Here is a 25,700-nt window from a genome sequence, read left to right as displayed (position 1 = left end):
CGTAAAAGCGTTAAAGCTGTCAGTGCTTGTCACCGGGCAGCGCCTTGTGCAGAAATCCTGCACACAGAAAGCCCAGGCCCACACCGGCGATGAGCCCGCCAGCGAAGCCCGTACCGATGCCCACAGCGGTGCTAACTGTCAGGATCAGCGCCCACCGCGTGGGCAGCTTGTCGTCTCCGGCAGAGCCATTAGAGGGCTTCTAAGCCATGGGAGGTCCTCGTTCTCGGTTCGGGTGCCAGCATCCCTGCCGGTACCACTCTTTATCCATTGGAAGGTGGTCTCGGAGCAAAGGCAAGGAAAGCCCTCGACCGAGGCTACCTTGGACCGTCACAGCTAACATTGACGATCCTCGCACACGTACAGCGGATTTGAGTGATCAATTCGCTGCATCACATAGGCAGGACAGCAGAAAGTGTCACATGTACTGCGAGCCGTCCCATAGCGCGACCTATGTCCCGCGACCATGCCTCTACCAGACGACGACAGAGCTCTGCTTCTATCGCTTTGCTGGATGATGCACGACAAGCACTCCAAGATTGCAACCTCGCAATCCAGGAAGACATTCGATAAAGTTCGCCGACTTCACTTCGATAGCGTCACGTCATCAACCACTTGGACCCACTGACGCCTCATCCCTGCAGCTGCCGATCAACACAACGCTGAGAATGTCATGCGTTCAACGGCCATGACGTGGGATAGGAGCCATACAGCCATCCGTGTGATGGATAGGGGCGTCAAGATGCGCACCCCATTCTCGCGACGCTTCACCGCATCGCATCACCTGCCCTTCTGCAGTGGAACCACCCCGGTTCACACATCGTCGTTGCCCGCTCCTGACATCTTCGGCTTCCGCCCGACCTGACATCAGTGCGCACACATTCGTTACATCAGCATGTGACCGCACCACCGGCCCGGGATCGCCGGGCTCTAAGGAAAGCGTTCACCACAAACCGCTCCAACGCAAGCGGAAGTTCCAAATACGACCACAAGTTGCCACATGTAGCATAATGAGCCAAACGCATCTTTCGCCGTATCTGTACAAGTTCGTCCCGATTGTCACCATCACCAAAGGGGACGATTACCGCTTCTTGACATGCCGACCAGGAGGCGCCTACTCTCTCGTCAACGACTCGGATCGAGTCGACGCCCGCGCCTGGATGCGCTCCAAGCCTGAAGGCATAGGCGGACCATACGATTACGAACTTTCCCTTCGGCCGAGACAGAGTCCCAATTTTTCATTCGCGGCGCTGCGTCACCGTGCCAAACACCAGCCTGCGCTCCCGTCCGCGATGAGACGATGAAAGGCACTCACAAGCTCGATGGAACCTTCCTCCAGTGACAGCACTCGGCATCTCCATGGCGAACAGTTGGAGAAGCTGGAACAGTCGCTCAAGAACGCCCTGGCGATCGTGCAGAACACACAGCGCGAGAATTTGAGGCCCATTGACTGGCTGGACACTGCCGCCAAAGTCGGTGTATGCCTTGCCGAATCGCGAGACGCCCTTGCCGAGGTTCGCCAAGACGTCATCGGAGGTGCCCGGACAGCCCTCCTCCTGTACTTCCGTAGTCACCCAGACAAAAAGGTCTCACCTCAGGAGCTGGAGGGCGTAGCGGCAATCCGTGCGTGGGCGCGGCGCATCCGCGAACTTCGCGCGGTTGGTTGGGATATCGACACCCTCGGTTCTGGTGCTGAGGCGCCTTACCGTCTGAACGCGCCGCAGCTGGAAGAGTCAGTTGCTTCCAGCGAAGCGACTATCGCCTCTGTCGGCGGCACGAACGCTGCGGAAAGTCTGATCGAGTACCTCCTCCACATCAGCCCGTGGCCGGCGAGTCCTCAACAGCTCGAACGCGTCGCCAAGACCCCGACGTGGCGGCAAGAGATCCGGGGGCTGATCGACCAAGGATGGCTGATTCAGTCTCATGACGACAGCCCCGAGGAGATCCCGCCTGGCCACTACCGGCTGGCGGACCTAGAGGCATAGCCGGCAAAGTTCTGCCCAGTTCGTTGCGCCTCTCTGGCATGAACGTCACTACAGCATCGTCTCTTGTGTTTGCGAGGAGGGCAGATCTAGGTGGTCAGTCCGAGCGAGGCCACGCATGCCGGCCGCTCCGATTGGGCAGGTCAGGACAGCCCGGTAGCTCAGGTTGTCCTGGCCCAATCTGAGGCATGCCTCAACTCCTACGTGGCCAACACCGATCTGGTCGAGGAACACGCGAACATCGAGACGTCCGTGCGGGAGGGTGGTTATGGAACTCGACAGCTCTTCGAGCTGATCCAGAATGGTGCCGACGAGCTTCGGTCCACTCCGGACGGATTGATTCACGTGGTTCTGACTGCGGAGACGTTGTACTGCGCGAACCGCGGAAATCCGGTCAGACCAGAGGGAGCCCGAACCATTCTGGCCTCGCACCTGTCGCGTAAACGTGGCGCAGAGATCGGGCGATTCGGCGTGGGATTCAAGTCTGTCCTGAGCGTCTCGGACCAGCCGCAGTTTTTCAGTCGCACTGGTTCCTTCGGATGGTCTGCGAGCCGTGCTCGTGACCAGATCCTGGAGCGGATTCCCGTCTCTGGCCCGACGCCGGTTCTCCGTATCGCTCATCTACTCGACGCCGACCAGGAGCGCATGTCGGACGCGACACTGGACGAGCTGATGTCCTGGGCCGCCACCGTGGTCAAGCTTCCTCTCCGCAACGGCGGCGTCGCCGACCGTCTGTCCGAGCAACTGCGGAATTTCCCGGAAGTGTTCGCGGTGTTCTCGCCGCACGCCGGCCGGGTGATCCTGGAAGACCGCCGAGGCGAGCCATACCGCAGGGAGATCATCGTAGGAGGCGAAGGTGTTCGCCGCTCGCTCCGGGTCGTAGACAACGGTGTCGAAGCGGAGCCCCTGGGATGGTCGGTCTTCGAGACCTACTCTCGGCTGTCCGACGAGGCATGGACCGATGCTGGCGAATACCGTAACCGTGTCGAAGTTCCGATCGCATGGGCTGTTCCTGACTCAGGATGGCAGCGGGAAGGAACCTTCTGGGCCTTCTTTCCGACTGAGTACAAGACGACTTTGAGTGGCGTCCTGAATGCCGCCTGGAAGACCAATGAGGATCGCCAGCACATCCTCAGAGGGAACGTCTTCAATCAGGAACTTATGAAGGAGGCCGCCCGCTTGATCGTGGCCTCGTTGCCGGATCTCGCCACGCCGGAAGATCCAGCAAGGCCACTGGATCTGATCACCGCACGTGGTCGAGAGGTCCGTAACTGGGCTGACGAGATGCTTACCAAAATGGTCCGCATCGAAGCCTCCCAGAATCGTTCATTACCTGATCAGAAAGGCGTATTTCAAAGACCCAAAGATGTGAGGATTCATCCGAAGGCGCCGGCGACCGCTGATGAGCGGCTCTGGGCGACTTTGGTGGGGCAGTGGGCGAGCTATCCTGGCCGCCCCGTCGCATGGTGTCATCCCTCCGTCGAGAGAACGGCGACTCGTCGGTCCCGAGCCGACACGCTGATCGAGGAGGCGGGAGGCAAGACGGCCAGCATCCGGGAGTGGTTGGAGGCTTTGGTCTCCGACGGTTCCACCGCTGCTTCAAGTGTTGCGCTCTCCATCGTGGCGAAGTTGGTCACGGAGAACCACCCCTGCAAAGAGGAGGCGCTCAGGTCTGCGGTCTTGCGTACAGCAGACGGACGGCTGGTGCCCCCTCAGGAGGGGAACGTCTTTCGACGTTCGCCGATGGACCCTTCCACCGCAGGCACCGTCTACGTTGACCCAGAGTTGGAGAGCGATCCGGAAGCCTCTGGCTACCTCGACGTTCTCGGCATCAAGGAGGCAGACGCCTTCGGACGCTTGTCCGCGGCCGTCTCGGGTGGTTTCGCCCGCTACGGAGGAGCGGATTGGGACCGGCTATGGCTGCTGGCCCGAGCGACAGGCGCGGAGCGTGCCGTCGAACACCTGATCAGCCGAGGCGCGGTCGCAGAGCTCAAGGTCCGTACACGCGCTGGTGCCTACAAGAGGCTGAGCGACTGCCTCCTTCCCGGCGTGGTCATCCCCTCCGGAAGTCCGGACGATGGGGATTTAGTGGTGGACGAGGACTTCCACCACGACGACATGGCCATGCTGCGCCAGTTGGGCATGTCCGACGTACCAAGTGCTGACGTGGATCCTTCGCGAGCTACGTGGTTCGACGAGTACAGGTCGAGCATGATCGACCTGTACTACAAGTCCATTCCTTCCGGTGATCGGAGGCCCCAGCACGGCAAGATCGTTTTGACGGGGGCAAACCCCGCCGGTCACCTCGGGCTTCTGTCCGGCCTGACGCCGGCGGCCCGCTCCAGATTCATCCAGCACCTCCCCACCCCCGGGATCGTCACGACCTGGTCCATATACGCGCTCACTCGCCCCGATGACGCGCCCTTGTCCATTCAGTCACCACTGGTATGGGCGGTTGACCAGCACGGCAGACTGGCCACATCGATGGGAATCCGTCGCGTCGCGGAATGCGTCGGTCCTGGCCTGAGTGAACATGCTCGTGTCCTGCCGGTCGCCGATATCGATCCCGGTCTTGCACGTGCTCTTGGTCTGGCTAACACCCTTGAGGACATCAGGGGGGCGCTCTGGCTGTCTCTCCTCAACCAGGCTCTTGAGAGCGAGAGGCACGTCGAGCTCGGCATGCTCTACGCGCTGGCCAGCACTCAGCTGAGCGCTCCCCCGAAGATCCACTGCCAGCAGGGGGAGGCATGGGTCTCCTGTCCTCCTGCTGATGTTGTCGCCACCGCAGATCAGGGCCAATACCGACGTCTCATGGCAGGTGGTCTCCCTGCTCTGCTGGTTCCCAGGTCGGACGACGTCGCCCAGCTTGTGGACCAATGGCGGATGAAGACGTTCGACGAGGTCTACAGCACCGAGCTCCGCGCGACGTACCCGGGTCAGCCGACTCCTCTGGAGGATGTGTTTCCCCAACTGAAATTCGAGCCTGGACGTCCGCTGCGCGGCCTCCAGCTACTGCGTTGTGAGGCTTTGGAGCAACTCAATCGAACGGCGTCAGGGCAGACATCAGAGCCAGTCGAGATCGGTCGACGCGATGAGACGATCTACTGGCATGACCGCGGCGATGACCTGGAGCTGCTCCGGGAGCTGAACGTACTGCTCAAACTGGGGCTCTCGGAAGAACGTTGTCGACAGATCCTTCAGCACCGGAAGGACATCCAACGAGACCAGCAAATCGTCAAGGTCAGAGAGCTTTCGGATCTCAGGGACAAGCTACTGGCCATGCTCGGAGGTGATGTGCTCCAGGAACGACTGCCATACGGTCTGGTCAACGCGGTCAAGGCTGAGGAAGGTCCCGTCAACGACCGAACCATCGCCGAGCTGGCACTTGCGGTGTACGGCTCCGGCATTCTGCGGGAGTTCCGTCAGGAACTAGAGGATCACGGCTTCCCTGTGCCGACCCAGATGGCCGGCAACCATCAGGCGAAAACATTCGTGGCCGATCTGGGTTTTCCGACTGAGTACGCCGGGTTCCGACAGCCCGGTCTCGACCCGGTACTTACCGTGCAGGGCCCGGTGAACTTTCCTGCGCTGCATGAGTACCAAGAGCTGATGGTCGGACGGATTCTGGAGGTCCTCCAGAGCAAGCCCGCTCAACGAGGAATGCTCAGCCTGCCGACCGGAGCAGGTAAGACCCGAGTCGCCGTCGAGGCGATCATCCGCCGCCTGCGCTCCCTTCCGTCTGATGCCGTCTCCATCCCGGTGCTGTGGGTTGCGCAGACAGAAGAACTTTGCGAGCAAGCGGTCCAGACCTGGCAGATGGTATGGCGCCACACCGGCCCGGCCCGGCAGCTGACCATCAGCCGGCTATGGACCACTAACGAGGCGGACCCCGTGGAGGAGGGATATCACCTCGTCATTGCGACCGACGCCAAGTTGGAGAACGTCATCGAGACGGACGAGTACGCGTGGCTGCGCGATGCTCAAGCCGTCATCGTGGACGAGGCCCATACCTCGATCAGTCCACGATATACGCGGGTCTTGGCTGCTCTTGGCCTGACGCCTCATCGCTCACGGTGCCCTCTCGTCGGCTTAACCGCAACGCCCTTCCGCGGGACCAATACAGAGGAGTCGGACCGGCTGGTAGCCCGCTACGGGCGAAACCGACTGGATCATCACCGGGACGGTACGGAGATCCTGGGCGCCGAGCCGTACGCCACGCTGCAAGAGCTCGGCGTGCTGGCCCAGGTCAGACACGAGGAGCTGCCGGGCGCCAAGCTCGATCTCAGTACAAGTGAGCGCGACGCACTCACACAACTGCGTCGTCTGCCGGCATCGGCGGAGGAGCGACTCGGCCAAGACGCCATCCGTAACCGGATCCTGATCGACAAGATCCTCGGCTTGCCGGACGACTGGCCGATCCTGCTCTTCGCCACGTCCGTCAATCATGCTCAGACCATGGCGGCGCTTCTCACTCGCAAGGGGATCTCGGCCTCCGCCGTGTCGAGTGACACCGACCTCGGTCAGCGTCGACGTGCGATCGAGCACTTCCGGCAGGGCAAGATCCGAGTGCTCGCCAACTACAACGTGCTCTCTCAAGGATTCGACGCCCCGGCGACGCGGGCGGTGATCGTCGCACGCCCCACGTACAGCCCCAACGTCTATCAGCAGATGATCGGTCGAGGCATCCGCGGTCCACTGAACGGCGGCAAAGAGGAATGCCTCATCATCAATGTCGCGGACAACATTGCTCAATATGGCGAAGAGCTTGCCTTTCGCCAGTTCGAATACCTCTGGAAGAGGCGATGACAGACCAGGCCAAGCTCACGACGGCGCAGCAACGCGTCGTCGAAGCCCCTGCGACCGCACGCCTCCTGGTAACGGCGCCTGCCGGAACAGGCAAGACGTTCTCGTTGATCCGCCGGCTGGCTTTTCTCATCGACGAAGAGGAACTCGAACCCGCCGAGCTCTTGGTCCTGAGCTTCTCCCGTGCGGCTGTCCGCGAGATCCGCAATCGTCTCGTTGGATTCGGTTCCGCTGCCGCGCACGTGGACGTCCGGACATTCGACTCCTACGCGACCTGGCTTCTGTCAGAGGTCACGCCGGACGGCCCATGGCAGCGACAGGGCTTCGATCAGCGGATCCGGGAGGCCACTCGACTGATCAAGGAAGACCCGAACGCCGCAGAGTTGATCAGTGAGGTGCGCCATCTTGTCGTCGATGAAGTGCAGGACCTCGTCGGCGACCGTGCTGAGCTGGTCAAGGCCCTTCTCAGCACCGATCTCGGTGGCTTCACCCTTCTGGGCGATCCTGCGCAAGGAATCTACGGCTTTCAGCTGGATGATCCGCAGGAACGTCTAGCAGGCGCGGCCAGGCTGTACGACGACGTGCGCAAGCGCTTCAGAGGCGATCTCGTGGAGATCACACTCGAGGGCAACTTCCGCGCCCGGGAACCGGAGGCCAGGGCTGCTCTCGCCTTCGGCGAAGCCCTCGGCAAGGTCGACGCACCGTTCACACAGCTCCAGCGTGACCTCCGAACCGTGCTCTTGTCCGGCGATTCACTCGGCACACTGGACCAGGCGGCCCCGATCCTGGCACGGATGACAGCCTCTACGGCACTGCTGTGTCGAGGCAATAAGGAGGCCCTCCTGATCTCCAGGCGCCTTCATGAGCTCGGCGTACCGCATCGCCTTCAGCGCGCCGCCCAGGACAAGGTCCTCCCCGCGTGGATGAGTGCTCTCTTCCGTGAACTCGATACCAAACAGCCCACGAAGGAAGCCGTCCTGGCGGTCGTGAAGGTCTCCGGCATAGACCCGCAGGTGGCATGGGGCCTCCTCCGGCGGATGGACCCGCGCCGTCGCGACGATGCGCTTGACCTCTCGATCGTCCGTCGGAGGCTGTTGCAGGGGGACTTTCCCGACGAGCTCATTCAGCAGGCATCGGAGTCGCTCACTGTCTCCACCATCCATCGAGTCAAAGGTCTCGAGTTCGACCAGGTCATCGTCGTCGATCCCGGTGATGCACCGGACGACGATCCGATAGAGCAGGCCGAGCGCGCGCGGCTCCTGTACGTCGCCATGACTCGTCCCCGTGACCTATTGATTTACGTGAAGCCCGTCACAAAGCTATCTCCAGGACGGCTCAAGCGGCTGCACGACGGGCGGTGGGCCGAGATCGGCTTCAAAGGACACCATCTTGGGGTGGAAATCCGTCCCGATGATGTGAACGCCGAAGACCCTGCCGGCACAGTCGGCTTCAAAGGCGACCCGCGAGAGATCCAGAGCTACCTGGCGTCACAGGTACAGGCCGGAGACCCCGTCGCTCTGGTTCAGCTCCCGAGGCTCTCTTCTGAGGACGTCCCGAGATACACCCTTGAGCATGAGGGTCGGCGCATCGGCGTGACCGCCGATGCCTTCGCCAAGGCACTGCGGACACTTCTTCCAGGCCGTGGCCGCAGACTCCCTTCCAGAGTCAAGGAGCTGCGAGTCGACAGTTTGGAGACCGTGCTAGGCCGCGAGGTCGCTGGCGTCAACGCCGGACTGGGCTGGTCGGGTGTCTGGCTGCGACCACGGATCACGGGACTTGGCCGTTTCGATTGGGCTAGGGAGCAGGCGTGAGCTTCGACAAGCACTATGCGTTTCGCGACGAGTTGGTGGCACGGTTGGAACGTGACCTGATCGGTCCGTCCTCTCCCAACGAAGTGATCAACGACCCACCGATCACCAAGTACGCAGCAGGGATCCTCTTCCCTCAGTCGGACGACAGTGTGGCCGACAACAACGCCCTGGACGAGGAACCTGAGAGCAGACATGCGACCGACGTCCCCGACCCTGCTGTCACCATGGCCAATGTCCGCTATCCGTCATCTATGGGCCTGACGTTCTCTGTCGATGTCAATGTCGCGGGATCGATCCTCGTCGACGTGGAGGCGGCCCGCTACGTCTCAGAGTCGGTCGATGGGCGGCGCAGTCGCACGAACACTATGGCAGAGGAATCCTGGCGACGCGAGCCCATCTCGATAACACCGCAACCTATCAAGGTATCCATGGCCGGCCAACTTCCTCGAATACCACTCACGGACAACTTGGAGTTGTTCGTTCGGGTACGGCAGGCCGATGCGGATGGAGTAGCCATCGTCACACTGGCGCTGATCAATACGTTTAAGTCCTCCAACAACAGCGCCGACCGTGACGCGATCGCCTTTTTCCAACCCCGCATCACCGTAAGGGGAGCTGCTGATTCGTCCCCGTTCGTAGAGCGTCCTTCGATCGGCTCAGCCGACTCCGACAAGGAGCTCAACTCGTATCGCCTGCTCTACCGCCATGCCCCGAATTTCGCCACCGGTCACGGCTGCTCAGTTGAGTGGGAACCCTCAGAGATCGATGTCAATGACATGGAGGCCAAGCCGTCCACGGCCTGGATCCGCACTACCTTCGTACCCACATATCGCCTTCGGTTGGCGGATTCCAATCCATCGATCGATGTAGGACGCCTCGGTATGCGTCACCTGGCGACGGCATCCGACGCGGAGGTCGTCTCCGCGCTCCAGGATATGACGTCGGGATATCGGCGATGGATCGAGCTCAGATTCGAACAGACCCGGAACATCTTCGATGAAAAGTTTCAGGAAACCGCCGTCGAGCATCTCGAACGATGCAAGGCCGCCTGTGACCGTATGGATGCGGGTATCAAGCTCCTGGCGGATTCTGTGGATCCCACGCCGATGGAGGCGTTTCGACTGGCGAATCAGGCCATGGCCGTACAGCGTGCTCGAACGGAGTGGCTGAAGTCCCCTGACAGAGGGAGCACCTCCCCCGATGAGTCGGTGGCCGTTTGGCGACCGTTCCAGATCGCCTTCATACTCCTCTCACTCCAGGGCATAACCGACCACACGTCAGATGATCGCGACATCGCTGACGTGCTGTGGTTTCCCACAGGTGGTGGAAAGACCGAAGCATACCTAGGGCTGATCGCCTTCTCCACCTTCCTCAGGCGTCTCCGCGATCCGCTCAAGGGAGGTGGAGTGACCGTTCTCATGCGCTATACACTCCGTCTTCTCACGGTCCAACAGTTCGAGCGTGCGGCCCTGCTGATGTGCTGCATGGAGCGACTGCGGCTGGACCGACATGAACGTCTCGGCCCAACAGAAATATCTATCGGCATGTGGGTCGGTCGTGGCTCCACCCCTAATACCTTGGACGAGGCCAGACGCGCGCTACGCAAGCTGGCCAGAAACGAAGAAGTTCAGGAAGAGAATCCCGTTCAAATCCGCTCATGCCCCTGGTGCGGAACTGCGCTTGATCACTACAACTACAGGATCTCAGACGATCGCGTGGTCATCGCCTGCGAGACAGGCACATGTGATTTCTCCTCCGGGCTACCGATCCATGTCGTGGACGACACCATCTACGCCGCCCGACCGACACTGATCATTGCGACGTCCGACAAGTTCGCCGGCCTCCCGTGGAAGCCTGAGATCGGAAACCTCTTCAACCATTTCAGCACCGAACCACCACCTGAACTGATCATTCAAGACGAGCTTCACCTGATCTCCGGCCCATTGGGAACCCTCGCTGGCCTGTACGAAACCGCCGTCGATCTGATCGGTCATCGTCCCAAGGTTGTCGCGTCGACGGCCACGATCCGCCGCGCTGGACAACAAGGTCGCGCGCTCTTCGATCGCAAGGTTGAGCAGTTTCCGCCGCCGGGATTAGACGCACGCGATTCGTACTTCTCCGTCGAGACTCCGCCATCACGCAAGGCAAGCAGGCGGTATGTGGGTCTGATGGCGCCCGCCACCAGCCAGACGAGCCTCATGGTGCGAACCTACGCGGCTCTTCTTCACCATGCACAGGCGATCGAGGGAGATGACGCGGTACGCGATGCGTACTGGACGCTTCTGGGTTACTTCAACAGCCTGAGACTTCTCGGCGGAGCGAAACTTCAGGTCCAGGACGACGTCAATGATCGGCTCGATCTGCTTAGCGAGACTCTCGGCCAGAAACGACGTGATATCGGCCGCGACATCGAATTGACAAGTCGCGAGCCGTCCAGCGCCATCCCGAGTCACCTGCAAGACATGGCGACGCCGTACCCGGACGCACTGGGCGTGATCCTCGCCACCAACATGATCTCCGTCGGTGTTGACATCGACCGTCTCGGCCTCATGGTGATGATGGGACAGCCCCAGTCCACTTCTGAGTACATCCAGGCGACGAGCCGTGTCGGCAGAAAGTGGCCAGGACTCGTGGTCACCCTCTTCAACGCCGCCAGATCGAGGGACCGCTCACACTACGAGAACTTCACTGCCTATCACTCCGCCCTGTATCGGCAGGTGGAGGCCACCAGCGTCACGCCGTTCTCCACGAGGTCTCGCGATCGTGGCCTCCACGCGGCCATCGTCGGCCTAGCCAGAATCATGATTCCCATGGCACGTCCCAAAGAGGCTGCGGCGTACATCGCCGATTTCGAAGGAGAGCTCCGGGCGATCTGCCAAAAGATCTTGGAGCGTGTGGAGCGACTGGCCGGCCCGTCCGAGCGAGACATTACCGCTGAGCAGATCGACGAGATCATCCACCAGTGGCATGCAGCTGCCAAAGCGGACCCCGACCTGATCTACGGTACCTATCGGCACCCTGGACTGCTGGTCGATGCCGGCCGCCGGGACGAGTCAGATGATCAAACCGCAGACTCCTTTGAGACGCTCTGGAGTCTGCGCGATGTCGATGTGGAGTCCGCCCTCTACCTGGACAGGGGAACACAGTGAAGGGGAAGCCCATCGGAGGCGTGCGCCGTGCCCAGCTGATCACCACGTATGGGGTGGGCTCCTTGATCGCGATAGGCAGTGAATCCTTCATGGTCGCCGGACTTGATCTTTGGCCTGAGTTGGGTCCTTACGATCAGGTCATCCACGAGCACCGACTTCAGCAGGAGCTCAATGTTCGATGCTTCCGGCTTCCCCCCGCCTCTGACAATGACAAGTACGGCGACGTCCCCGTCATTCGATTCCCGGAGGTTCAGTCCTGCCCTGGATGCAACAGACTGGCGAAGGCAAGGTTCTTCGGCTCCACCCGTGGCCCGGCAAAGTGCAAGGAATGCGATCGGGAGTTGGTTCCCTCTAGATTCGTCGTCTGCTGCGCCGCCGGCCACATCGACGACTTTCCCTACTTCCGTTGGCTCCATAAAGGCGGCACCCCTGCAGGTGGCAACCGCGGTCATGACCTGAAGCTCAAGGCGACAGGTAGGAGCGCGTCACTCGGCGATATCGAGATCTCGTGCAGCTGCGGAGTTCGTCCCGTCACCATGGAAGGCTCCCTCCGTAAGGGCGCTCTGAAGGGCATAAGCTCCTGCACGGGCAGGCGTCCGTGGCTCGGCAACGTGCCCGAGGAGCACTGCGAAGAACTCCCACGCGCGATGCAGCGTGGTGCGTCCGGAGTCTGGTTCTCCGATGTGCGGTCCGCCCTTTCCATTCCTCCATGGTCCGAAGGCGTTCAAAAGCTTGTCGAGCGCAATTGGAAGTCGCTACGGAAGGCACCTGATCTCCGCGAGCGCCTTGAGGAGCTGGAGCTCACGAACCATCCGTCCTACAGCGTGACAGAGATCATTCAAGCGGTTGAGCATCGGCGTCAGGCCGAAGCCGGTACCTCGGACAGCTCCAAGCCGGCGCTGAAGCTGGAGGAGTATCGAGCTCTGACCAGGACGACTGAGGAGAAGCCCGGGAAGCAGGACTTCGTCTGCGTACCGTGGCGGGACGAACAGGTAGAGGCGGAACTCCGCATCGACCAGGTGATGCGGGTGAAGCGGCTGCGCGAGGTTCGTGTCCTTCAGGGCTTCAGCCGTCTCGCGGCGCCGAGCGCGGAGAACCCGAGCCGCCGAGCGTCGCTCTACACGGCCGAGAACCCCCCTGACTGGCTCCCGGCGATCGAGGTCATCGGTGAAGGAGTCTTCCTGCGTCTGGACACCGCTCGACTGGCCGGATGGGAGTCACGAGCTGACGTTCGGGCACGGGTGGCTCCGATCGACGCCGCCTATCGTCAGCGGTTTGCTCGATTTGGCCTCGCCCCTGACAGAGAGATCACGCCGCGTCTCGTGCTGATCCACACATTGGCACATTCGATCATCAATGAGTGGAGTCTCGACTCCGGCTATCCTACGGCAGCGTTGCGTGAACGGCTCTACGTGTCCGACGAGATGGCCGGAGTTCTCATCTACACAGCGACGAGCGACTCCGCAGGAAGCCTTGGCGGCATCGTGGCGCAAGTTGAATCCGGAAACCTCGGAACCTCAATTCGCACGGCCATCGAGCGAATCTCGTGGTGCTCCGCAGACCCTCTCTGCATGGAGTCCGACGCCAGCGGAACCGACAGTCTGAATCGTGCAGCCTGCCACTCATGTGTGCTACTACCTGAAACCAGCTGCGAGGAGTTCAACAACTTGCTTGATCGTGCCCTCCTGACAGGGACGCCAGATCAACCCGACCTGTCTGGTATAAGAAGCTCTGCGTAGTGCAGCTTCCCGCCTCAGATGCATGAGGGCTCATCTCGGTTGCGGCGAAGGTGCCGAACTTTCCTTTAGCCCTCCACGGGCTTGGCCCTCTAAACTAGCAATCAGCGCGGAGACCGACTGCTATTGCTTCGGCGCTAAGCGTCGACTCCGGCGATCTCTCACTAATCGAGATAGCGTGGGACGGAATGTGGAGTCCAATTCCTTATTGCGGTCTCTGATGAGCAAGCGCGCATGGGGCGCCATTAGCTTGAATGCGACGGCCGCATTCGGGATTGCATCCGCCATCGTGCAGCTCACCAGTGCACTCTGGGCACCGAAAGACGGATTTCCGTATCCAGGCTGGATGGCTACAGCAATAGGTTTCATGTCTCTCTGTTATGGCGTAATTCGCGCTCGACCCAGAAAGCATATAGTGCAATCCTTCTCGCACCCGGACGTGACGATTGAAATTAGAATCGGAGATATATTCGAGCAGGATGCACATTTAGCTATAGGCGCGAGCGATACGTTTGATACAGATACGACCGACGACCTGATTATCAGCTCAAAGAGCGTGATTGGCCAATGCTTAAAGAGAGTCTTCAGTGGAGATAGGCGTCGAATGGACGCCGAAATTAGGGCGGCACTCCGCAGCGTCAGCCCAGTGGCGGCAGAGCCTACGGGCGCCAAACTCGGAAAACTAAAAAGATACTCGATAGGAACCGTTGCCGTTTTAGGAGGACCCGAAAGAAGAATTTTTGCTGTCGCCTACTCTATAATGGGCAACGACCTGATCTCCCGATCCACAGTAAATTACTTATGGCAAGCACTCGATCAAGTCTGGCTGGCCATGCAGATTCATGGCCAGCGCGAAACTATCGCAATTCCTCTTATCGGGACAGAGTTCGCCAGAATCAATTCGGTCAATAGAGAGATTGTAGCAAGAATGATAATCTTGTCGTTTATGGCGAGGTCTAGAGATGACCCAGTATGTAAGCGCCTTCTGGTAATAGTAGATCCAAAAGATTCAGACAGAGTCAATATGTTCGAGTTGGAAGCCTACCTCAAATCACTTTCGATATAAGAGCTATCAGGCTTGCAAGAGCCTCTCTTACCAGCTCGAACGCTGCTTTAGGTGCGCCACGAGATGGGCCGCAAGTTCCGCACCAATCTCGACGGCTGCTTCGGGGAATGAGCCTAGGGGTACTGCGCCTTCAGGCTCTGTTCGTACCGGCGCCTCGTTATTTCCGAGATGAAGGGCCCCGCTGCTGCGCCCGAGCTTCCGAGGATCACCCAATCGCGTACTTCCGACTGGGTCAATACCTGCGACTGGGATCATAAGACCAGCGTCCAGCGGAACTATCTGCGCAGCCAGGCGGAGCATCGTTGCGATATCGGTGGTGAGCGACTCTCTATTTACCAGACCGCCGATCATGTCGCGGGGCAGCGGCTTGAAGATCAGCACGCTTCCTGTGCGATCGACCGACGCCCCCTGACGTCCGCTAACTCGAATCTGATTTATCGAGTAATTGTTTCGAGCTTCGCCTACAAAAGTGCTCGCCCAGGCCGAGCTGAGATCGCTCCCTGAATCTACACTAGCACTGTCGATGAAGAAATCTGCCTCTCGAGCGCTGCGGATGATTTGCTTTTCAACAGCTGGAAGCGCGGAGACCGCGACGACATTTCTGCCAGCAGGTGCAACCAGATGTACTTCTAGAATTGAGGGGTTGAAAGCATTCGGCCGGTCTGCTGCATATTGGCGATCACGCCTCCATGATACAGCTGGCGGCATCGAAACCGGCGTCCAAGAAAGAGGCTTATTCAGCTCCTTTAGCTCGGCCAGCGCAGCTACTACGGCGATTCCTAGGTTCGCCTCACTGTCAAATTCTTTCCAGAAGCGCCCGTGGACATACTCCCCTGCTCTGCGGATAAAATCCGCTTGCTTTGGCTCCGGATTTACACCGGTCTTCCGAAAAACAAGGAGCGGGATACCCATGCTTCGCGCTATGCGGAATTCTTCTTCTGTCGTGGCTATACCGGAATCGGGCAGCGGATCGCCATATATTTCACCGAGGAGAAGGATAACCACATCGGCGGCCTCGGCAGCCGAGATCACAGCAGTTCGGCTAGGCGCGTTCTGGGCGGTAAAGTCTTCAAATGCGACCGGTTCGTAGCCTGTTACCTTGAGAAGTGAGCGGAGATGGTCTCTCTCGAGTTCCAGGCCACGTCGAACCGACGATATGAAGACTTTCATACCCGCATCATATCGAGAGTCGATCGCTTCGCGCACACGTTCGCATCAGGAGGGAAGGGCCGGACACCGGGCGTACCCATCCGCCGCAACTGGTGTCCCCCCCCCCAGCCTGCCCACCATGTCGGACACACTTGTTGGTTCGAATGGCTCACCTGTACCTGCCACCGGCATGCTGGACCGGTCGCGGCCCGGATGAAGACCCTCGGGGCACCCCCCAGCGCGCATCCTAGGCGCCGAGAAGTTCAGAGGATCCGCCCCTGTTGCGGCTGCAGGCGGGCGGAGCACTGGGAGGCCGGACGGCCAGGTCGGACGGCAGGTCTCGGTAGTACGGCCGACCCGGTAGTTGCCGTTGGGCCGGTGGGTTCTCTTAGGAGAGGGCCGGGGTGGTGTAGGTGAGGAGGGTGGACTGGCTGTCGTCGGGGACGGCGGTGAGGTGGAGGGTGTTGCCGTCGGCTTCGATCCAGGTGGGGTTGCGGGTGACGGAGTTGCCGGCGGCGCTGAGTGCGGTGACCGGGATGGTGTTGATCGCGGTGAGCGAGTCGAGGTCGAGCAGGGAGATGGCGCCGAGCTGGAACGACTGGCCGGCGACGGAGAGGGTCGCGACGCCGGTGCAGGCAGCCTTGCCCTCGGCCAGGTAGTCGCAGTCCTGGTAGTCGGTGAACTGCTCGGGGTTCTTCACGGTCCGCTTGAGCTTGCCGTCCATGTTCCAGGTGTAGAAGGTGCACGAGCCCCAGCTCACGCCGACGAGGCGGTTGTTCTTCAGGTCGTGGACGACGCCGCCGATGTGGTCGTCGACCCGCATCACCTCGGTGGCGCGGAAGGAGGCCAGGTCGACCTTGTAGACGATCGCCTTGCTGTTCGGACGGTACCGCCTGGTGGACAAGCCCAGCGGGATGTTCGATCGGGACTTCGAGTGGGCGGAGCTGAGTCGCTTCGCCACCTACTCGGCTCCCCAGGCGACCCTGGGGGTGGTCTCCGGGCGTCGCCGCCAGGGGAAGACCTTCCTGCTCGACGCACTCACCACGGCGACCGGCGGCTTCATGTTCACCGCCACCGAGACCACCGAGGCCGACGCGCTGCGGCAGTTCGGCGACGCGCTGGCCGCGCACGTCGGCGAGCCAGTCCCGTTCCGCTTCGCCAACTGGTCTGTGCGGGTCCGCCCTGTCCTTCATGGGACGCATCCTGTCCGGCAACGCGGCGCTGCGCGGCCGCGCCGGACTTGAACTGGTCGTGCCCACCCTCGACTTCCGCCTCGCCGCCCAGTTCTGGGAGATCACCGACCCGCGCACCGCCGCGCTGACCAACGCCGTCGTTGGCGGCACCCCCGCCTACCGCCGTGAATTCGCCCAGGGTGACACGCCCGCCGGCGCCGACGACTTCGACTCCTGGATCGTCCGTGCGGTCCTCAACCCCGGCCGCCCGCTCTTCCGCGAGGGCCGCTACCTGCTCGCCGAAGAACCCGAGCTGCATGACACCGCGCTCTACCACTCCGTGCTGGCCGCGATCGCCGACGGCAATCACAACCGCGGCGGCATCGCCTCCTACCTCGGTCGCAAGTCGACGGACCTGGCTCACCCGCTCGCCGTTCTCCAGGACGTCGGCATGATCACCCACGAGCAGGACGCCTTCCGCCGCAACCGCTCCGCGTACCGGATCGCCGAGCCCCTTCTCGCCTTCTACCACGCCGTCATGCGACCCGCCTGGGGCGAACTCGAACGTCCCGGCCGCGCGCCGAACGTGTGGCGCCGGCTGCAACCCACCTTCCGCAGCAAGGTCGTCGGACCTCACTTCGAGCGCATCTGCCGCGAGTGGACCCGCTGGTACTGCGACTCTGAAACCATAGGTGGCTTCCCGTCGAACGTGGCCAGCGGTACCGTTCCCGACCCGGCCAACCGGACCGCTCACGAGGTCGACGTCGCGGCCTTCGGCCAGGACGAGACCGGCCGCGAGCGACTCCTCGCCATCGGCGAATGCAAATGGAACGACATCATGGGCCTCGGACACTTGCGCCGGCTCGACCAGATCCGCGACCTGCTCCGCGCCCGGGAAGGCGTCGACGCCGAGCGCACACGGCTGCTCCTGTTCAGCGGCGCCGGCTTCAGTGACGACCTGTGCGCCGTGGCCCGGCACGACCCCGCCGTTCAACTTGTCGACATGGGCCGGCTTTACACAGGTGCATGAAGCACACGAGGCGATCAGTGATGCTCTGACCCCTAACCCCTGAAGCACCGGCTTGCGAGTCTCCTGATCCGCGCACTCTCCTCGGCGGCACCGCGGAAGGTCCCCGCCTATCCGACGGCCGCATCAGATAGGGCGTCCGTCGTCACTGGGGCACATTCGGTGTCGGTTTGGTAACCATGCAACTACATTAAGTGACGGCAAGGGAAGCTCGATAGGAGAGCCAAGCAGTCCCCCCGATCATGGAGTGCTGTATGGAGCGAACTGTTCTTGCCGCTGTCACGGAGCCGTCTGACGCCGATACGGCGCTCGCTGAGCAGCTTCGCCGGGTGTGTGCGTCGATGGACGAGTTCGGGATACAGGTGCGCTGGACGCATCGCGCCGAGGACGCGCTGGCGGTGGTCGGTTCGGACGCGTCGCTGACGGCGGTGCTGGCAGCGTGGGAGGCGCCGGGAGCCGAGGAGCTCCTGGGGGCGGTGGCCAAGCGGTTCCGCGGCCTGCCGGTCTTCCTGATGACCTCGGAGCAGGAGCTTCCGCTGTGGGTGTACGAGGTGATCCACGGCTACGTCTTCCCGCTGGAGGACACTCCGCGCTTCATCGCCGGGCGGATCGCCCACGCGGCCGATCGGTACGCCGAGAAGATCCTGCCGCCGTTCTTCGGCGCGCTCCGCCGCCTGGAGGACCACCATCAGTACTCGTGGCACACCCCGGCACACGCTGGAGGCGTGGCGTTCCTGAAGTCGCCGGTAGGGCGGGCGTTCTTCGACTTCTACGGGGAGCGGCTGCTGCGCACCGACCTGTCCATCTCCGTCACCGAGCTGGGCTCGCCCCTGGAGCACACGGGCCCGATCGGGGACGCCGAGCGCAACGCCGCCCGCGTCTTCGGCGCCGACCGCACGTTCTTCGTGGTCAACGGTAACTCCACCGCGAACCGCGTCGTCGGGCACCACGCGATCGCCCGCGACGACACGGTGCTGGTCGACCGCAACTGCCACAAGTCGATCCAGCACGCGCTCACCATCACCGGTGCCCGTCCGGTCTACCTGGTGCCCGAGCGCAACGGGCTCGGGCTGGCGGGGCCGGTCCCGCCGACCGCCCTGGAGGCCGGCGCGGTGCGCGAGCGCCTGCGCGGCCATCCCCTCGCCGCTGGGGAGGCCACCTACGCGGTGATCACCAACTCGACGTATGACGGGCTGTGCTACGACGCGGTACGGGTCGGCGAGTTGCTGAGCGGCAGCGTCCCCCGGCTGCACTTCGACGAGGCGTGGTTCGCCTACGGCCGGTTCCATCCGCTTTACGCCCGCCGGTACGGCATGGCGGTCGACGAGCGGACGCTGCCGGGTCCGGACCGTCCGACCGTGTTCGCCACGCAGTCCACCCACAAGCTCCTGGCGGCGCTTTCGCAGTCGGCGATGCTGCACGTCCGCCCCGCCGAGCGGGCGCCGGTGGACTACGACCGGCTCAACGAGACGTATCTAATGCACGCCTCCACCTCGCCGCTCTACCCGGTGATCGCCTCGCTGGACGTGGCGGCGGCGATGATGGACGGCCCGTCCGGGCAGTTCCTGACCGGGGAGGCGATCATCGAGGCGGTCCGCTTCCGGCAGGCGATGGTGCGGCTGGCCACCCGCATCCGCGACGACGGCCGGCGGCCGGACTGGTTCTTCGGCGTCTGGCAACCCCCCTCGGTCACCGACCCGCGCACCGGCCAGACCGTCCCGTTCGCCGAGGCGGACCCGGCCCTGCTGTGCGCCGAGCCCGCCTGCTGGACGCTGGAGCCCGGTGCCGCCTGGCACGGGTTCGACGGGCTCGCCGAGGGGTACTGCCTGCTGGACCCGGTCAAGGTGACGATCACCTGTCCTGGCGCGGACGCTGCCGCCGGGACCCTCGATTGGGGCATTCCAGCCCGGATCGTGGCCGCTTACCTGGAGCGGCGTGGCATCGTGGTCGAGAAGACCGGCGACCACACCTTGCTGGTGCTGTTCTCGATGGGCATCACCAAGGGCAAATGGGGCACTCTGCTCGACGCGCTGACCGACTTCAAGAACGCCTACGACGACGACCTGCCCCTCGCCGAGGTGCTGCCCGACTTCGGCACGCCCGCGACCGCGTCTGAGCACAGCACCGCGAGGCCGTCCAGCAGCTCCATCTCGCTGCGGCGGTTCTGCGCGCGGGCCCACGACAGGCTGCGCGACTCCGGTGTCGGCAGGCTGCTCGACCAGGTCTTCACCACCCTTCCCGAGCCCGTCCTGACCCCGGCCGACTGCTACCAGGCGATGATCCGATCACGCACCGAACGCGTCCCGCTTGCCGACCTGCCCGGCCGGATCGCCGCCACCACTGTCGTGGTCACGCCGCCCGGGATCCCGATGCTGATGCCGGGGGAAGCGACCGGGCCCGCTGACGGAGCCCTGATGACGTACTTGCGAGCACTGGAGGACTTCGACCGGGCGTTCCCCGACCTTGCGACCGACATTCACGGGGCCCATCGGGACCCCACCGGCCGCTACTGGATAGAAGTGATGTCGGCCTGATCAACTCGGGACCAAGCTCCTGGAGACGCACAGTCGCACTCGTCGCGGTCGGCTCGTCGAGGCAGGTGGGCGGTCAGTGCGCCTGCGTCTTCTGGTCGCGGAGCGCCTGCTCGACGGCGTCCCGTACGCGGGCGTCCTCACGCAGCTTGCGCCGTACGCGCCTGCGGCGCGCGAAGAGGAACGCCCCGACGATGACGGCGATCAGGACGACGACCAGCAGCAACAGTGTCCACGGGACAGCCCAGGCGTCCGTCGTTGCTCGGACCGGCGCCAGCCGAGGTGGTGGAGCCGGACGCGTCGGTGAGCAGGGGCATGAGGGTTGTCGTCGCGGCCACCCTGACTCCCGGTGCCACGCCGTGGACGGGCGTCAGCCTTGGCGAACGGGTTGCCGGAGCCAGCGCAGTCCACGTGGAGGTCCTCGATCGCGAGGATCGGCTTGAGCTCGCCGCTGACCCGCAGCTTGACCCGGATGCCGTGGCGCCGGTCCGTTGCGCACCTGGACCGCCGCCGCCGTGCACGCCGTCCTCAGCGAGGTGGTCACCGGTAAGCCGTCTGGAGCGCATGGTGAGAATGGGGTGGTGGCAGGCCCCGCTCGGCATCTCGCGAGCCTCCGCCTGCGACCACCTCTCCCAGGCACACCGGACCCGACACCCCGCAGGAGCAGCAAGCATGACGAACGCACTTCCGGTCACGTTGGGCGACGTTCGCGAAGCCGCTGCCCGGCTCAAGGGCGTGGCGCATCGTACGCCCGTCCTGCGCTCGCGCACTCTGGATGCCCTCGTCGGCGCGGAGGTCTTCCTCAAGTGCGAGAACTTCCAGCGCATCGGCGCCTTCAAGTTCCGCGGCGCCTACAACGCCATCTCCCGGCTGTCGCCCGCGCAGTTGGCCAAGGGCATCGCCGCGTACTACTCCGGCAATCACGCCCAGGCCGTCGCCCTCGCCGCCCGCGAGCTGGGCAGCACCGCCGTGATCCTCATGCCCGAGGACACCCCGAAGTCCAAGATGGAAGCCACCGCCGGCTACGGCGCGGAGATCGTCACCTACGACCGCTACAACGGCGACCGGGTCGCCATCGGCGAGGCCCTGGCCGCCGATCGCGGGCTGGCGCTGATCCCTCCGTACGAGCATCCGCACGTCATCGCCGGGCAGGGCACCGCCGCGCTGGAGCTGATCGAGGAGGTCGGCGAGCTCGACGCGCTGCTGGCGCCGATCGGCGGCGGCGGCCTGATGGCGGGCAGCGCGACGGCTGCCAAGGGGCTGCGACCCGCCATGCGGGTGATCGGCGTGGAGCCCGAGGCGGGCGACGACACCAAGCGTTCGCTCAGCGCGGGCGAGCGGGTGTCCATCCCCGTCCCGCGGACGATCGCCGACGGCCAGGCCGCGAACATCCCCGGCGAGCTGACCTTCTCCATCAACAAGCGGCTGGTCGACGAGATCGTCCTGGTCTCCGACGACGAGATCCGCGAGGCCATGCGGCTGGCCTTCGAACGGCTGAAGATCGTCATAGAGCCCAGCGGCGCCACCCCGCTGGCCGCCCTGCTGGTCGGGCGGCTGGAGCGCGTACCGCCGCGAATCGGCCTGATCATCTCCGGCGGCAACATCGACGCCCGCCGCTTCGCCGAGCTCTGCGCGGGCACGCCCGTGACCTAGGGCGCCGCGGTCGCCCGACGTCACCACCGGCTGTAACGATAGGTGCAACCCCGCTGCGTGGAGCACGTCTCCTGACGCCCGAGCCTGCTGAGTGCCGGTCAGTCGCCAAGGTCCGGCAGCACCCATTCCAAGGTGCCGGCGGGACGCTTCAGCGAGCGCAGCAGGCGGATCTGTCCCGTCTCCGGGTCCAGGCCGTAGTCACGCACGTGCCGGGGGTCGTAGCCGTTCTTGTCGTACAGCCCGGTGCGGAAGACGAGACCTCCGCCGCGCGCCCAGGTGAGCCCGTCGATGCCGACGTCCTTGGGGAGTTTGACCGGTACGGTCGTGACCCGCCCCGTACGCAGGTGGTACAGGCGCACACCGGCGCGTCCTCGCGATGTGTACGCGAGCGCGATCGTCGTGTGGTCGCCGGCCAGCGTGGCGAACAGGCCGTCGTGCTCGGCCCGGACCTGACGCCGGACGACCTCGCGGCCACGCGCGTCCAGAACGGTGTACTCGGTGCCGTCTACCAAGTCGCTGGAGACCAGCAGGTATCTGCCGTCCGGGCTGAAGCTCGCGAACTCCTCGTAGAGGTGGCGCCGCACCGTGCGGGTCTTGCCGACATGGATGAGGTCATACGTCTTCCCTGTCGCCAGGTCGGTGAGCGAGTCGACCGTGGGCCCGCCGTCGGTGATCACCATGAGTCGCCCGTCCGCCGACAGGTGCACCCCGCTCTCGGACACGTCGTACAGCGGGGTCGGGTGGATCCGGCCGTCGGCGAGGTCGTGCACCACGACCCTGCGGTCGGACCTGCGGTTGTACACCAAGTGCCGGCCGTCGGCGCTCACCATCATGAACGAGAGGTCACGGTCCGCCCGCGCGCCCGTCAGGCGGACGACGCGGCCGTCCCGCATCGTGAGCTCCCATGGGTCGCACTTGGTGCCCGAGCACGCGGGCAACCGGGCGTACCGGACGGTTCCGATCTGCGTTGCGGCGTCCGCGGCGGAGGGGGCGACCCCCAGCAGAAGCGCGGCTAGTGCGACCAGCGAGGCCGACACCCTCACCCTGATTCTCGTCATGCTTCCGATAGACGATTATCCAGGCCGGAATGTTTGGGGTTGCGGGAGAAATCCCTCCAAGGCCAGACGTCCGCCCGCGATCTACCTGCGAGAGTCCACGTTGGTCGCGCGGCAGGCAACGTCGCCGGTGATGGTTGTGGCGACGAGGAGGTTCGAGGTGGGGCCGCCGGAGTCTCCGTAGCAGGTCCCGCCGTCACCGGTCGAGGGGTTCTGCGAGAGCCGGAGCCATGCCTTGTTGAGGCTGTTGAACGACCCGGACGCCTGGTTGCGGGTGTCGGTATAGGTGTAGGTCTTGCCACCGGGACGTTGACAGGGGCCAGCGACCCATACCCGACCGAGGTGAAGGTCGCCGCCGCGAGCGTGCGGTCGTCCTTCATCCGGTCGAGCAGGCCAGCGGTCGGCAGTCTCGGGTGATGTTCGGGATCGGCCTGCTGAAGACGACCACGGCGATGTCGTGCAGGTCGGACTGGCTGCCACCGTAGTTCGGGTGGGGGACGTAGCTACCGCCCATCGCTGAAGTGAAGAACCGCCGACCCTGGCCGTCCGCTCCGTCGGGGAAATGCTTGCGGCCGAGCGGCCTGCGTTGGTCATTCCGTCGGTGGAGTTCTACAGGGTTCTAAAGGACGCTGTTCGCCGGCGAGGGCGCCGCGGCGGCCGGGTAGGTGATTTCGGTGAGGAGGTCGCGGGCCAGGGCGTCGGCTATGCGGAAGGGGAAGGCGTTGGTCCCGGGGCGGGCGAAGCCGGTGATCGCGAAGCCGTGGCCGACCCAGTGGCCGAGGGCGAAGCGGCGGGGGTGGGCCGCGCCCGAGGCGTTCACCAGGCGCCCGTTCTCGACCCGTATGCGGCCGAGCCGGTACGTCGTGCCGTCCGGGCCGGTCAGCACCTCTTCGGTGATCGAGCCGCTGTCGTACAGGCCGCGCAGCAGGGGATCCTTCACCCGGGCGATGCTCGGGGCGGGCAGCCGGGACTCGATCAGCGCCCGCGCCTCGACGTGGCCGGGCGCGTGCGGGCCGCACGCGCGGAAGAGCCCGGCCTCCCGGTCGGCGGTCACGGTGACGCCGCCGCCGAGGAAGCGGACGATCCCGGCCCGCGACAGGGCTTCGAGCTCCAGGAGCCGCTGCGGTGGTGGCCCGGACGCGTAGTAGCTGAAGACGCTCTGGAACCACTCCGGGAGGTCCTCGGCCTGGGATCTCGCCGACAGCAGGCCCTGGTTCAGGACGTCCAGGACCAGGGCCAGCATCACCAGCAGCCCCTTGTAGACCGCCAGGTCGGCACTGTGGGCGGGATCGGCGTGCCGTTCGACGTTGGCGACGATGTACGAGCGGAGCCACCGCTGGAGGTCCTCGGCGTCGTCGAAGCGCAGCCCCTCCAGCGGTGACAGCAGGTTCGCCAGGTCGAGCCGGTCCTCACGCCTCGGTACGGCCTCCTCCACCAGAGTGATCCGTTCGTCGTCGTCCCAGCCGGCCGGGTCGTACCGGTCGAGGAATTTCTCCCAGGGGAGCGTGACCCGCTCGGGGTGGGCGGTGAACAGCTCGTGGTAGTAGAAGTGGCCTAGTTCCTTGGCCATCAGCGGCCACAGATGCCGGTTCAGGTCGAGCGGGCCGTGCCGTTCGTACAGCGCGGTGACCGCTTCTGGCACGAAGTAACGTGGCGCGGCCAGCGGCGCGCCCAGCTCGGGATAGGTGATCTTGGAGTGGTTCGGGATGCCCCGGCGTGAGCCCGCGTACATGATCGGCTCCGCGCCCGAGGGGTGGTACACGTATCCGCCGCCGGGCCGGGGCTCGAACCGGCCACCGCGCCCCTGCGCCAGCAGGACGATGGTGTCGATGAAGCCCAGACCCATACCGCGCAGGATGACCGGCTCGCCCGCCGGGATCACGTCCAGGTCGAGATCGGCGACGTAGTTCGGCGGCACGTACACCAGCCCGTGCGCGTCGGCGAAGTCCGCCAGCTCCTGATGGACGCCGCCCGGCGCCGCGTCGAGGTAGCCCTGGACCAGCAGGACGGCGTCGGCGTCGAGGGGCTCGCTCCCGTCGTCCAGCCAGACGCGCTGACGGCCACCGGCCTCGGTGAGCGCCTCGGCCGTGGCCCGGTGGACCTGGACGGTGACCTGCGGCGGCGCCGACGTCACGATGTACTGGAAGCACCAGGACAGGTAGGCGTTCTGGATGACCCGGGGCGGGAACGTGGCATGGGTGACGTCGTAGCCGTGCTCGGCCGCCCACTCGTAGATGGCGGGGCCTGGGCGGATCGGCCCGTCGATCCGCAGGCTGGTGTCGGTGAACAGGCTCACGTCCGCGGCCTGGGAGTTCATCCACATCAGCTCTGACTGCTCGCGTCGCCAGGTCCGCCCGCCGCCCGGGGGATGCGGGTCGACCACGTGGATTTCCAGCCGGCGCCCCGGGGGTGCGTTGGCGATGAGGCGATCGACCATGACGGTGCCACCCGGCCCGGCTCCCACCACCACGATCGTCAGAGGTTCGCTGCTCACGCAAGGAGATTTGCACCGCTTCACGACATAGTCAATATTTCCTACCAGAAAACCAGGAAAGGCTCATGGGAGCGA

At 63.9% G+C, this 25,700-nt stretch carries 16 protein-coding genes; 10 read left to right on the top strand and 6 right to left on the bottom strand.

Features of this window, described 5'->3' with window-relative positions:
* The first annotated feature begins 1,367 nt into the window (after positions 1-1,367).
* The 6 genes from DQ384_RS08750 (at position 1,368) to DQ384_RS40330 (ending at position 14,544) form a co-directional block, all read left to right on the top strand.
* A complete protein-coding gene (locus DQ384_RS08750; RefSeq protein WP_147268704.1) occupies positions 1,368-1,982 on the top strand; it encodes a hypothetical protein in 615 nt (204 codons plus the stop codon).
* Positions 1,983-2,072: 90 nt separating this feature from the next.
* Complete coding sequence (locus tag DQ384_RS08745; RefSeq protein ID WP_147268703.1) at positions 2,073-6,785, top strand: DEAD/DEAH box helicase; 4,713 nt, start codon at positions 2,073-2,075, stop codon at positions 6,783-6,785.
* Positions 6,782-8,593, top strand: coding sequence for a UvrD-helicase domain-containing protein (locus DQ384_RS08740; protein WP_181871104.1), 1,812 nt, complete (start codon positions 6,782-6,784; stop codon positions 8,591-8,593). Before DQ384_RS08745 ends, DQ384_RS08740 begins: the two co-directional genes overlap by 4 nt.
* Positions 8,590-11,742, top strand: a complete 3,153-nt coding sequence (locus DQ384_RS08735; RefSeq protein WP_114028206.1) for a helicase-related protein — start codon at positions 8,590-8,592, stop codon at positions 11,740-11,742. The genes DQ384_RS08740 and DQ384_RS08735 overlap by 4 nt, the downstream gene beginning before the upstream one ends.
* A 20-nt stretch (positions 11,743-11,762) precedes the next feature.
* Positions 11,763-13,481: a DUF1998 domain-containing protein gene (drmB, locus tag DQ384_RS08730; protein ID WP_220182844.1), complete on the top strand. Its 1,719-nt coding sequence runs from the start codon at positions 11,763-11,765 to the stop codon at positions 13,479-13,481.
* A 217-nt stretch (positions 13,482-13,698) separates the two neighbouring features.
* A complete protein-coding gene (locus DQ384_RS40330) occupies positions 13,699-14,544 on the top strand; it encodes a macro domain-containing protein (RefSeq protein ID WP_147268702.1) in 846 nt (281 codons plus the stop codon).
* A gap of 27 nt (positions 14,545-14,571) precedes the next feature.
* Here DQ384_RS40330 and DQ384_RS08725 read toward each other — a convergent pair whose 3' ends face one another.
* Positions 14,572-15,714 (bottom strand): DUF4062 domain-containing protein, encoded by a 1,143-nt coding sequence (locus DQ384_RS08725; RefSeq protein ID WP_114028204.1) that lies wholly within the window; start codon positions 15,712-15,714, stop codon positions 14,572-14,574.
* Positions 15,715-16,081: 367 nt separating this feature from the next.
* Positions 16,082-16,597, bottom strand: a complete 516-nt coding sequence (locus DQ384_RS08720) for a DUF6454 family protein (protein ID WP_114028203.1) — start codon at positions 16,595-16,597, stop codon at positions 16,082-16,084.
* Between DQ384_RS08720 and DQ384_RS42760 the strand changes: the two genes are divergently transcribed.
* From DQ384_RS42760 to DQ384_RS08710, 3 genes are all read left to right on the top strand, one after another.
* On the top strand, positions 16,590-16,937 hold the full coding sequence (locus DQ384_RS42760; protein WP_245966324.1) for an ATP-binding protein: 348 nt from the start codon (positions 16,590-16,592) through the stop codon (positions 16,935-16,937). The two genes, DQ384_RS08720 and DQ384_RS42760, sit on opposite strands and share 8 nt — an antisense overlap.
* On the top strand, positions 16,885-17,895 hold the full coding sequence (locus DQ384_RS08715; RefSeq protein WP_245966323.1) for an ATP-binding protein: 1,011 nt from the start codon (positions 16,885-16,887) through the stop codon (positions 17,893-17,895). The genes DQ384_RS42760 and DQ384_RS08715 overlap by 53 nt, the downstream gene beginning before the upstream one ends.
* A 239-nt stretch (positions 17,896-18,134) precedes the next feature.
* Positions 18,135-20,426 (top strand): Orn/Lys/Arg family decarboxylase, encoded by a 2,292-nt coding sequence (locus tag DQ384_RS08710; protein WP_425451429.1) that lies wholly within the window; start codon positions 18,135-18,137, stop codon positions 20,424-20,426.
* A 73-nt stretch (positions 20,427-20,499) separates the two neighbouring features.
* Here DQ384_RS08710 and DQ384_RS41140 read toward each other — a convergent pair whose 3' ends face one another.
* Positions 20,500-20,649: a hypothetical protein gene (locus DQ384_RS41140; RefSeq protein ID WP_181871103.1), complete on the bottom strand. Its 150-nt coding sequence runs from the start codon at positions 20,647-20,649 to the stop codon at positions 20,500-20,502.
* Between the two features lie 446 nt (positions 20,650-21,095).
* Here DQ384_RS41140 and DQ384_RS08705 point away from each other — a divergent pair, with 446 nt between their 5' ends.
* Complete coding sequence (locus DQ384_RS08705; protein ID WP_114028201.1) at positions 21,096-22,076, top strand: threo-3-hydroxy-L-aspartate ammonia-lyase; 981 nt, start codon at positions 21,096-21,098, stop codon at positions 22,074-22,076.
* Positions 22,077-22,174: 98 nt separating this feature from the next.
* On the opposite strand, the gene DQ384_RS08700 is transcribed toward DQ384_RS08705, so the two are convergent.
* The 3 genes from DQ384_RS08700 to DQ384_RS08695 all read right to left on the bottom strand — a co-directional run bounded on the left by DQ384_RS08700 (position 22,175) and on the right by DQ384_RS08695 (position 25,625).
* The gene (locus tag DQ384_RS08700; RefSeq protein WP_147268701.1) at positions 22,175-23,134 is read right to left on the bottom strand and encodes a TolB-like translocation protein; all 960 of its coding nucleotides are present in this window, start codon (positions 23,132-23,134) and stop codon (positions 22,175-22,177) included.
* 373 nt (positions 23,135-23,507) lie between these two features.
* Positions 23,508-23,645: a hypothetical protein gene (locus tag DQ384_RS41135; protein WP_181871102.1), complete on the bottom strand. Its 138-nt coding sequence runs from the start codon at positions 23,643-23,645 to the stop codon at positions 23,508-23,510.
* A 105-nt stretch (positions 23,646-23,750) separates the two neighbouring features.
* Positions 23,751-25,625, bottom strand: a complete 1,875-nt coding sequence (locus DQ384_RS08695; protein WP_114028199.1) for an FAD/NAD(P)-binding protein — start codon at positions 25,623-25,625, stop codon at positions 23,751-23,753.
* Positions 25,626-25,700: the final 75 nt, after the last annotated feature.

Source organism: Sphaerisporangium album, assembly GCF_003323745.1.
Taxonomy (GTDB): domain Bacteria; phylum Actinomycetota; class Actinomycetes; order Streptosporangiales; family Streptosporangiaceae; genus Sphaerisporangium; species Sphaerisporangium album.
The sequence above is the reverse complement of the archived record's forward strand: the minus strand, read 5'-3'. Positions and strand labels throughout refer to the sequence as shown.